This window comes from Stenomitos frigidus ULC18 (assembly GCF_003003795.1).
Classification (GTDB): domain Bacteria; phylum Cyanobacteriota; class Cyanobacteriia; order Leptolyngbyales; family Leptolyngbyaceae; genus Stenomitos; species Stenomitos frigidus_A.
The window spans coordinates 1-10,243 of sequence record NZ_PVWK01000090.1 but is presented as its reverse complement, the minus strand read 5'-3'; the positions used below and the strand labels follow the sequence as shown (position 1 = coordinate 10,243).

14 protein-coding genes are annotated in these 10,243 nt (G+C 48.6%); 9 read left to right on the top strand and 5 right to left on the bottom strand.

Annotated elements, in window-relative coordinates; genetic code table 11:
• The 4 genes from C7B82_RS16475 to mazF all read left to right on the top strand — a co-directional run.
• Positions 1-426 (top strand): nuclear transport factor 2 family protein (locus C7B82_RS16475; RefSeq protein ID WP_245939944.1); only part of this gene is annotated, 426 nt, incomplete at its 5' end.
• Between the two features lie 35 nt (positions 427-461).
• The gene (locus C7B82_RS16470; protein ID WP_106257379.1) at positions 462-941 is read left to right on the top strand and encodes a GNAT family N-acetyltransferase; all 480 of its coding nucleotides are present in this window, start codon (positions 462-464) and stop codon (positions 939-941) included.
• A gap of 27 nt (positions 942-968) precedes the next feature.
• Positions 969-1,211, top strand: a complete 243-nt coding sequence (locus C7B82_RS16465) for an AbrB/MazE/SpoVT family DNA-binding domain-containing protein (RefSeq protein ID WP_106257378.1) — start codon at positions 969-971, stop codon at positions 1,209-1,211.
• Positions 1,205-1,552, top strand: a complete 348-nt coding sequence (mazF, locus tag C7B82_RS16460; protein WP_106257377.1) for an endoribonuclease MazF — start codon at positions 1,205-1,207, stop codon at positions 1,550-1,552. The genes C7B82_RS16465 and mazF overlap by 7 nt, the downstream gene beginning before the upstream one ends.
• 748 nt (positions 1,553-2,300) lie before the next feature.
• Here mazF and C7B82_RS32395 read toward each other — a convergent pair.
• From C7B82_RS32395 to C7B82_RS16445, 4 genes are all read right to left on the bottom strand, one after another.
• On the bottom strand, positions 2,301-2,585 hold the full coding sequence (locus C7B82_RS32395; RefSeq protein ID WP_181357528.1) for a putative antibiotic biosynthesis monooxygenase: 285 nt from the start codon (positions 2,583-2,585) through the stop codon (positions 2,301-2,303).
• Positions 2,586-2,606: 21 nt separating this feature from the next.
• Positions 2,607-3,002 (bottom strand): putative antibiotic biosynthesis monooxygenase, encoded by a 396-nt coding sequence (locus C7B82_RS16455; RefSeq protein ID WP_181357527.1) that lies wholly within the window; start codon positions 3,000-3,002, stop codon positions 2,607-2,609.
• A gap of 250 nt (positions 3,003-3,252) precedes the next feature.
• On the bottom strand, positions 3,253-3,570 hold the full coding sequence (locus C7B82_RS16450; RefSeq protein ID WP_106257376.1) for a DMT family transporter: 318 nt from the start codon (positions 3,568-3,570) through the stop codon (positions 3,253-3,255).
• A 373-nt stretch (positions 3,571-3,943) separates the two neighbouring features.
• On the bottom strand, positions 3,944-4,438 hold the full coding sequence (locus tag C7B82_RS16445; RefSeq protein ID WP_146141174.1) for a hypothetical protein: 495 nt from the start codon (positions 4,436-4,438) through the stop codon (positions 3,944-3,946).
• A 245-nt stretch (positions 4,439-4,683) separates the two neighbouring features.
• Here C7B82_RS16445 and C7B82_RS16440 point away from each other — a divergent pair, with 245 nt between their 5' ends.
• The 4 genes from C7B82_RS16440 (at position 4,684) to C7B82_RS16425 (ending at position 9,093) form a co-directional block, all read left to right on the top strand.
• Complete coding sequence (locus tag C7B82_RS16440; protein WP_106257374.1) at positions 4,684-4,890, top strand: hypothetical protein; 207 nt, start codon at positions 4,684-4,686, stop codon at positions 4,888-4,890.
• Positions 4,891-5,080: 190 nt separating this feature from the next.
• Entirely contained in the window at positions 5,081-5,473 is a 393-nt protein-coding gene (locus C7B82_RS16435) for a VOC family protein (protein WP_219904498.1), read from the top strand.
• A 612-nt stretch (positions 5,474-6,085) separates the two neighbouring features.
• The gene (locus C7B82_RS16430; RefSeq protein ID WP_245939943.1) at positions 6,086-6,589 is read left to right on the top strand and encodes a chlorite dismutase family protein; all 504 of its coding nucleotides are present in this window, start codon (positions 6,086-6,088) and stop codon (positions 6,587-6,589) included.
• Between the two features lie 293 nt (positions 6,590-6,882).
• Entirely contained in the window at positions 6,883-9,093 is a 2,211-nt protein-coding gene (locus tag C7B82_RS16425; protein WP_106257373.1) for a heavy metal translocating P-type ATPase, read from the top strand.
• A gap of 17 nt (positions 9,094-9,110) precedes the next feature.
• Here C7B82_RS16425 and C7B82_RS16420 read toward each other — a convergent pair whose 3' ends face one another.
• Positions 9,111-9,701 carry a carbonic anhydrase gene (locus C7B82_RS16420; protein WP_106257372.1) on the bottom strand — a complete coding sequence of 197 codons (591 nt, stop codon included), beginning with the start codon at positions 9,699-9,701 and terminating at the stop codon, positions 9,111-9,113.
• A gap of 212 nt (positions 9,702-9,913) precedes the next feature.
• Between C7B82_RS16420 and C7B82_RS31520 the strand changes: the two genes are divergently transcribed.
• Entirely contained in the window at positions 9,914-10,090 is a 177-nt protein-coding gene (locus tag C7B82_RS31520) for a hypothetical protein (protein ID WP_181357526.1), read from the top strand.
• Positions 10,091-10,243 lie beyond the last annotated feature (153 nt).

The following is a 10,243-nucleotide window of genomic DNA, read 5'->3' as shown; positions in this document are numbered from 1 at the left end:
ACGATTTCGGTTTCCCTCGAAATTGGCTCATTCATGAACCGTTACATACCTGAGCTTTGTAACCCTCAGCTACTTATCAACATCGAAGAACGGCTCAGGCAGGCAATGCTTGCTTCTAATGTCAGCGTTTTGAATGAACTCCTCGCCCCCGAAATTATCATTACCAGTCATCTTGGAGAATTATTAGAAAAACAAGATGATCTAGCTGCTCACGAATCTGGTTTGATTAAGATAAATGAGTTGAAACCTTCTGAGCAGCATATTCAAATCCATCGAGAGGTGGCGATCGTTTCAGTCCGAATGCAAATATCAGGTAGCTATAATGGCAGCCCTGCAAATGGGGACTTTCGTTTCACGCGCGTTTGGGCTGTCTCTTCTAGGGAAACTTGGCATATCATCGCTGCCCATATCGGTATGGTGGCTTAACAAAGGAAAATTCTGAATTGATTGTGAATTAATCGATGAAAGTTAGATCTGCCACTCCTGATGATGTATCGCTGATTTTCTCATTCATTCATAAGAAATCAGAGTTTGACCGAAACATTGGTGCATTCTCTGATGTGCTGCAAGTATCCGAAGACAAAATACGCAAAACACTTTTCGGAATCATTCCCTTTTCTTACGTTTTGTTTGCAGAGTTTTCAGCGCATGAAGTCGGCTTTGCATTATATGGATTCAGGTACTCATCATTTGCAGGAGAGCCAAGCATTTGGATGGATGATCTGTATGTGGATGAGGAGATGAGAAGTCAAGGTGTACGAGCAGCATTAATGGCTCAATTAGCTCAAATTGCCAAGGAAAATGGCTGTACCTATCTTGCTTGGAATGCTGCTGCTCGAAATGCCCGTGGGCTTCGCTTTTACAATCAGTTGGGCGCAGAAATTACGGAGCAGGATGGTAATCGATGTTTTTTGAGATGGGTTCCGTGGGCGGATGCATAACAAGTCGACGAAGCGGGCAGTTGAGATATGGTTGCGACAGTTGCAAGGTGGGGAAACAGTCTAGCCATTCGACTTCCCCAGCACTTAGTTAAAGAGATCCAGTTAACCGAAGGCGTTGAGATCGATCTTGTGGTGATCGATGGCAATCTAGTCATCAAACCCAGAATCCGAAAGCGTTACTCCTTGGATGAGCTTATTTCTGCCATCACGCCAGAAAATCTGCATACCGAGGTTGAGACTGGAGTGGCTGTGGGGAATGAAGCTTGGTAGTACTAACAAATCGCTATATTCCAGACCGGGGAGATATCGTCTACCTAAACTTTGATTCAACCAAAGGTCATAAGCAAAGGGGGCATGGACCTGCTTTTGTTCTTTCACCTCGTGGTTACAACACAAAAAGTTCTCTGGCACTGTTTATGCCCATCACCAAGCAGCAAAAGGGATATCCCTTTGAAGTCCTTTTGCCAACTAAGCTGCAGATTCAAGGAGTGATTCTTGCCGATCAAATCAAGTGTCTGGACTGGAAAGCCTGTAGTGTTCAGTTTGTTGAATCGGTTCCAGAAAACGTTGTTGAGGAAGTGCAGGCAAAAATCGAACCGTTAATCCTGTAGCAGATCAGAAAAACACTCGTAGCTGTCAGCACCCCAACACTACGTTGGTGCGGACGGAACAGAGTTTATCGATGGAAGTTCAAGTTCAGTGCTGCCGCTCAATTCAATCGTTATCACCCTTTAGCAAGATCGATAAAATGTAACACACTGCCAACTGCTCATTGAGATAGTTGGGGCGAGGCTCCTGAAAAAATTGGTAAATGGTTTCGAGGGGCATAGTAGCTGTCTCTAGCCATAACGGTTGTAGGCGACACAAGCAAGCAGTACTTTCCGTAGATGTCCCATCGGTTGGCAAGAAATGATCTGATAGAGCACACCTTGAGGGAAAAAGAGCCGTTTCGCTGCACTGCGTGTCACTCAGTCTGTCAAGTGAGAGACGGATCAGACAGCCTCTAAGGTTTTTAGCTCGATCAACCTAGACCAATAGCAACATCCTCTTGTAAATTTGTGAATAATTTGTGAATTCGCCTTGTGCGCTTGATTCAGACAATGCTTGAAAGATGTTCCCGTTGCGCTGTTTCTTCGAGGATTGAGTGTCTGGCGGTTAAAACCGCGACTACGTCAACAAAGTCCGCCGATGTGGACTACCTAAAGGCGAGGAGGTTTGCAACCTGCGGAGGCAGTTTATAGCCCTTCGGGCCTGGCTGCGCTAGTGTCCGTGTAGCAGCGACTTCAGTTGCGAAAGCAACTCAGGAGACTCAAAGCCTGATCGAACCGACCTCTAACCTGTTTGAATCGTTTCGCACCGTTACCCCAGATTTTCAATCACAGGTGGGATGGTTTCTAGCTCAACTGGCAAGGGTTGCATGATGGGAAGCGGCGGCTCAGCGCTGGGTTCAAGGCTTAGTGGTGCTTCATGAGGCTGATCGACTGGCAGATCTGAGGGCAAGGGGTACAGCCACCACGCAAACAGGCGCGTCATTTGGGGCATGAGGAGGTACGTCATTGTCGGTACGGCGATCGCAGTGATAGCCATCACCCGGAAGACGATCGGCAGCGGTGATAGGTGCGTTTGCAGCAACGTCGAAAGCACTGTGATGAGCGGAAAAACGGCTCACCAGCTCACCAGCGCCATTTTGTAGCGAGCGGGCGGAACCAGGGCAGCTTTTCCAGGCAGGGTAAACCAGGTCTCTAGGCCCGTCAAAACCTGCACCTCGGGCGGGGATTCGGTTAAAGCGTCTGCCTGGGTAAACCACTGTTGCCGCTCGTCTGAAGTTTCCCAACAACGCAGATTGCTCAGTCGATCGAACTTAAAGATCACACGGTATTCAGGATCATCGGTACTGGCTGGACGAAAGATGCTACTGCCTGAGTACCCTGGAAACTGCCCACAAGCGGCTGTCACTCCCGCAAGAAAAGCTTCAAAGGCGGGTTCGCAGCCCAGCTTAACCCGACGAGAAATCACAACAGTGACAGAGGTATCTTGAGCATTCTGGTTGCTGTCAGACATGAGAGTTCAGACTCCTCACTACTGGCTTCCATACAGCTTTGTGAAGCTGTTGCTGGAAAATGCGTCCCTATAATCTCAAAGATTACCTATACATGTTGTATCCATTTCATCGATTCGAATTCTGGGATGGCTGAAATACTGCTCGGTCAAGGCAGATAGTATGTCTTTCCGTCCTCATGAGAAGCGGTCTGTTGCCTCTTCGCATACGATCGCCAAGCAAAAAGTACTGTAGTCGAGTAAGGCGATCGGCCTAACTCACTTCTGCTCGTAGAAAGACCGTGCCCAATACAATGAAAAAAATACCAACAATTGTCAGAGGTGTATAGCTTTCTTTGAAGATCAAGATACTAAAAAGAACTGCAGAGACGGCCTCCAAGCCAAGCACTAACATGTAAGTAATGCCTAGATGAGCATTGTTAGTGATATGGGTTTGCAAGCTAACACCGGCAAGAAAAAACAGGTATACCATCCCAGTCGGAATCACTTGAGAAAACCCTGCTGAGAGTTTCATGAAAACGCCGCCGACAGTATAGAGAACTGCAGTAGCAGCAGCCATTAATACATACATTAGTGGTAGATCCCTTTTAATCTAAATTCAAAATCTAAGTAGCGTGCTGTCATACGTCAAAAACCCTCTTGTGCACTACACAAATCTTTGAAACAAAGGTATTCATCCAAATCGTTTCAAGGACACTTTGCAACGACTCTTTAAACACAGCACTAAGCAGGCTAACGGTTTGAGTAATGCGCAGCAACAGCTTTCGACAACCGATGTATCAATTTACTACATTGCGGAACCACATACTTAAGCAACACTGAATTTACAGCAATTTTCGTTTGCATAAACCACATCAACTGAGTGGGAGCATCTTGCTCGCAAACGTGAGCAAGATGCTCCCACTGTGGCTACCCCATTTGCAAACCGCTGTAAAAGGCAACACTTAATCCTCCTCTTCTACCCAAAGGCACCCTGTTCGCGATTTACCAATGACAACAATACCTGTATCAAATGTTGCAGCTGCAGCTGGCATCCAACCAGATCTAGGGGCGGTAGAATAGTAGTTGCCATTGGTGTAATACTGTGAATCTTCTTCAGTAAAACACTCAAGAAAACGACTTGCCAAGGCATTTGCCGCTATTTTTGTCATGATTTCTGAAGAATAGGCTAAATCACAATGCAGAATACGTTTGGCTATGGCTACTGCTTGCGCCTTACTAATCAATCGATCGATGTTGACCGCAAAGGCTAGTCCAAATTTTGGTGCAAGTTCAGCGAGAGGCATAGACTCAACTTGGAGAATGGCACAATGTACAACTCTGCAAGTACGCGCATCAGTGATTTCGTCACAAATGTCTATATTCACTGCCTGACTGATCAATGCATGATTGAGACTTTGAGTTGAAACAGGGAAGGCTGATGCACTGACTCTATCCATCACTTTTAAGCACAACAGCTTAAGAAATTTACGTCATAATAGGCATGACCAAGTCCTTCTCCTGTATGATATTCTCGCCACAGAACGTTATCGAAAAAAACACGTAGGGTTTACAAAAAAAATATCTTGGCCTTCACAAGAAATTCATCCTGCTGAGAATTTTGACGGGAACAACACCAAATTAAAATGCGATCGCGCCGCTATCTGTAGAGGAGCAGTCTTGTCCTCCAACCACAGCGAAACCCATGACGCGGAACCTCACGTCAGCTGGCGTTAGCGATCGCCATCAGCACCGCGATCGGTTTAACCAGTCCTTTCAAGACATGGCAGTGAAATCTGGTGCAAAGGTGCCGCTAGACAGTCGTAAGAAGAGGGTTCCAGAAAAATCATCTCTCAAGTCTGCTAACACACCGTTCAAACTGGTTCATCACCTCATCATTGGCAAGTCGTAATCCCCTTAATCCATCGCCTTCCTGAGCCTGCGATCACTCAAGTCAGCACCTGAGCAGCATTGGCAAAATGACCTTCGCCATCGACCCGATCACTAATTTCAAGACTGGACAGCCAATGTCTTGTAGTACACTTGTGCTGTTTTGATCCTTCCAGTAGGCTTGAAACGTTCTATGCTAACAAGGAGTTTGTATGCCTAACCTGCCAAACGCCATTAACTGGTTTGAAATCCCTGCCACTGACTTTGATCGGGCAGTTACCTTTTACAGCACCGTGCTCGGTACCGAAATTCAGAAAGCAGAATTTATGGGAGAGCCGCAAGCCTTCTTTCCAATGGATCCGACCAGCGTTGGGGGTGCGATCGTTAAAAGTGAGCGTTTGACGCCTTCCATGACGGGCACCTTAATCTACCTGAACCTGGGTACAGTAGAAAATTTGGAACAGGCTTTGGGACGAGTCGAGTCCAATGGTGGCAAGCTTTTGATGCCCAAGACCGATATTGGTGATCCTGGTTTTATTGGCATGATTCAGGACAGCGAAGGCAATGGTATCGGTCTGCATGCCCCGAAACTAGATGCTGTCTAAGGCCTTGTTTGAGGCACTGTTTGAGGTGCTGGGGTAAACCTCTACTCATGAACTGCGATCGCTGATCATTGCCTTGCTTGACCACTACCCGTATCTAATCATAGTGGCCGACCTGGGTTTTCTTGAAGAGCTACTCCGACAGATGATTACCTAGGCACACATTGGCTGGATTGCAATGGGAGCGATCGCTACTCTGGTAACTCGAGATGTAACCGTAAAACTTTGGCTGGTGAAGTGGGCAACCGATGACTCATTTTGGCTCAGGCGAACGGCGATGCGCGCACTCGTAAAGCAGGCACAAAGCCATCGTGATGACTTTGACCAAAGACTAGATCTTCCCTGATTAGATCTATCCTGATAAACTTCTCAGCCTCAACTCAGCGTCTTTTCAGTTTGCGATCGAAGTTATGGTGGTAGCATCTGAATCACCGCCGGCAAGTTAGCGCTTTTAGCCTAATTTTGCACCTCAAACGACAGAAAGTGTTTCATGACCTGACTAAGAAAACGCTGTTCTTTTAGTCATAGGCTGTATTGGGGAGATCTGAGACAGCAATGAGCGACCGACTGTTTACCTTTAGCGGTGGAAGCACTGGCCCCTGGTAAATTGTCAGTATGACAATGATCTTTGGAAATCCGCTACCAGAGGCATCGAGACTCACGGTAACGGGTGGATCAACTACTTTAGCGATGGCTGATGCCAAATGGTTCCTGCGTGGGATCACGAGTAATGAGCGCTATGTGACCCGGCAGGAGAAAGATCAATTCGTCGCCAAACAACAGGGACTTGGTCGCCCCAATGCCATTTGTGCCGCACTTATTCCCATTCGAAAGAAGCCTTCATGGTGGCTTCTGCCACAGGATGAGCGGCGAAGGATTCTTGAAGAATGTTCTAAGCATGTTGCGATCGGTATGAAGTATTTGCCTGCTGTTGCACGCCGACTCCATCACTGCCGAGACTTGGGAGACAATGAACCATTCGACTTTTTAACGTGGTTTGAGTACGCAGCCTCTGATGCAGCCGCTTTTGATGATTTAGTCGCTCAACTCCGAGCATCTGAAGAATGGAATTATGTTGATAGAGACACCGATGTTCGTCTTATCCGGGATGACTTTTAACAACATTATTGCTCAAAACTGGACGGCGATCGCTCGTGGCGATTGAGTCTACAGCAACCCAAGCCCAAGCAACTAGATCAACCGTTGAACAACGCTTGTGATCTTGTCATTGCAATCGTCTTTGGCGAGTGGTTAGTGGTCAGTGGTCAGAGAAAAGCTGATCGCTGACTGCTGATAGCTGATCTAGCAGTTATTTTTTAACCCGCTCTAAGCCTAAACCCATGAATCAATGCTCATATATTCGAACGTTTGCTGTAAAATTGCAGGTGTCACTATGTGGTTCATGACCTTTTATGACTCAGACGCCTGCACTCAAAACACAACGGATGCAAGTCGGTGGCATGGACTGCACTAGCTGTGCGCTAAAGATTGAAGCCAGTGTGCAGAAGCTTGCAGGAGTCTCTGAAATCGCAGTTGTGGTGGCAACCGGACGTTTGACGGTGTCCTACGACCCGCATCAGGTGAGTGAAGCCGCTATTAAGCAACGAGTAACCGCGTTGGGTTATACCGTTGCCGGTCAAAACTCCGTTACTGCAACGCATCATCACGACGAGCACAGCCATGAACATTGTGATGGACATGATCATCATGGTCATGAACATGTTGGACACGCTTATGAGCATAGCCATCATCACAATGGTAGTGAGTTTAACCTGAGGCGAGAAGGTACCGTGATTGGGGTTGTGCTTGCCCTGTTTATACTCGGCTCTGTGTTTGAGACGCCCCTGCACAATACCCCGTTCTCGATCGGCGAATACCTGGTCTTCATCCCAGCCTACCTGTTGAGCGGTTGGAGTGTGCTGACCAGTGCTGGGCGCAATATCCTGCGTGGTCAGGTGTTTGATGAAAACTTTTTGATGACTATTGCAACGGTCGGCGCGATCGCCATTCACAAACTCCCAGAAGCCGTGGGAGTCATGCTCTTTTTCAAATTTGGCGAACTGTTTCAGGAGTCAGCCGTCAGTCGATCGCGCCGTTCCATCACGTCGCTCCTCGAAATTCGCCCAGAGGCTGCCAACCTCAAAACAGACAGCGGCATTCAAACCGTTGCACCCGAAGCGGTCATGGTCGGGGACACGATTTTAGTCAAGCCCGGTGAGAAAATTCCGCTAGATGGTGACGTGATTGATGGGCGATCGCAAGTCGATACCTCAGCCCTGACTGGAGAATCGGTGCCGCGTACAGTGAGTGTGGGCGAACCTGTGTTGGCAGGCATGATCAACCAAACTGGGGTACTCACGGTCACGGTCACTAAACCCTTTGGTGCGTCCTCGATCGCCCGCATTTTGGAGCTAGTTGAGAACGCCAGCAGCAAAAAAGCAACAACGGAAAAATTCATCACTAAATTTGCCCGTCGCTATACGCCGATCGTGGTGTTGGCGTCGCTGGCAGTCGCCTTATTGCCGCCACTCTTCATACCGGGCGCAAGCTCTGCTGAATGGGCGTATCGAGCACTCATTCTGTTGGTAATTTCCTGCCCCTGTGGATTGGTGATTAGCATCCCGCTTGGCTACTTCGGTGGCATTGGTGGAGCCGCGAAACGAGGCATTCTGGTAAAAGGCGCAACCTTTTTAGATACATTGGCAAGCGTGAAAGCGATCGCGTTTGATAAAACTGGCACCCTGACCAAAGGCGTGTTTAAAGTGGTCGCGATCGTGCCGCACAATGGGTTCACTCAAGCAGAGCTCTTGTGCCTGGCGGCTGAGGTAGAAGCAGGCTCTAACCACCCGATCGCCCAATCCATTCGAGCGGCCTACGGGCAACCCGTTGACGCTTCCACCCTCTCGGATTACACCGAAATTGCTGCACATGGGATTCAAGCCAGGCTGGGGCAGCGATGGGTGCTGGCAGGCAACGATCGCCTGATGCATCGAGAACAGATTGTGCATAACACTTGCCATGTGGAAGGCACTGTCGTGCATCTGGCAGTGGATCAGGTTTATGTGGGATACGTTGTGATTGCGGATGAAGTAAAAGAAGATGCCGTTGAGGCAATGCAAGCACTCAAGGCCGCAGGTGTCGAACATATCATGATGCTTACCGGAGACTCTCAAGCGGTGGCGCAACGCATTGCCAAAACTCTGGGCGTGGATTCCTACCAGGCAGAGCTATTGCCAGAGGCGAAAGTCACCGCTGTGGAAACTTTACTCCAGCGGTTTAGCAAGAAAGGCACCGTCGCTTTCGTAGGCGATGGCATCAACGATGCGCCAGTCATAGCCAGAGCCGATGTGGGCATCGCGATGGGCGGATTGGGCACAGATGCCGCGATTGAAACTGCCGATGTGGTGTTGATGACGGATGCACCCTCTAAAGTGGCAGAAGCCATCCAAATTGCCCGCAAAACTCACGCGATCGTGTGGCAAAACATCATCTTTGCGATCGTCGTTAAAGGTCTTTTCATCGCTTTAGGTCTCTTCGGCCTTGCATCCATGTGGGAAGCAGTGTTTGCCGATGTTGGCGTGGCCTTGGCAGCCATCTTCAACGCTACCAGAGTCTTGAAGTAGCAAGATCGCCATCGTCCCTAAACAACCATTTCCACCCGCCCTTGTTCGAGATCGTACCGCGCTCCTACCACTTGTACTCTGCCCTGCTTAACAAGCTTAGCCAGTAGAGGTTCAGAGGTTTTGATTTCTTCCACCGTCATTTCTACATTGGCAATAACCGCTGCATCGATCGGGTTATTGCCACCCTCTTTCACTCGCTCCAGAGCCGGCTGAATCGCCAACATCAAGGTGCTGACGTGACCAGGAACCTGGCTATGCTTCACAGCAGCAGACACCGCACCACAGCGTTCGTGCCCTAAAACCATCACCAGGGGAATATCAAAGGACACGATGGCATATTCAATGCTGCCCAACACCACATCATCCACTACATTCCCCGCGACACGCACCACAAAAAGGTCGCCCAAGCCATGATCAAAGATGACTTCTGGTGGCACTCGTGAATCAGAACAGCCGAGGATGATGGCGACAGGATGTTGCCCAAGTGCAATTTCGTGAATGCGAGCAGCATCTTGATGTGGATGCGTTGACCGTTTGTCTACATAACGTTGATTGCCATCCATAAGCATTTGTAGCACTGCAGCCGCAGCCGCGATTGTCTGATCCATGGCGCTGATCTTCTCCTGTCAAAAGGCAAACCGCATGCATCCTAGCAGACGTAGGGCTGCCGTATGCTATACCCCGCTACGGTTTGTGGCTGAATGACAGCGCTTTCAGACCCAAACCGTTGAAAGACAGGAACAAACCAGTTGCGCAGTCAGCGCCCATAGCAAAGAGGTAAAGGGCATTGCGAATGAGTTTGTCTCTTTGGGTACGCTTAATGAACACTCTCTGTTGGCCGTTCCCGAGCGACATGATTCAAATCCTGGTTATCGACGATGATCCCTTTATTCAGCTCGTGTTGAAAAAAACACTACAGTCACAGGGCTATGACGTGATTGCCGCTCTAAGCGGCGAAGATGGCATCGTGCAGGCGAAGCAACATGATCCTTTGTGACTGGCAAATGCCAGGATGAGCGGCTTGGATGTCTGTCAACACATCAAAGCCGATCCAATGTTGTCTAAAACATTGAGGCTCAATAGGGATTCCAGGGAGTTAAGCAAGTAGGTTCTCCAACAAAGCAGTGAGTAAAACTTTGCCTCGCTTTTT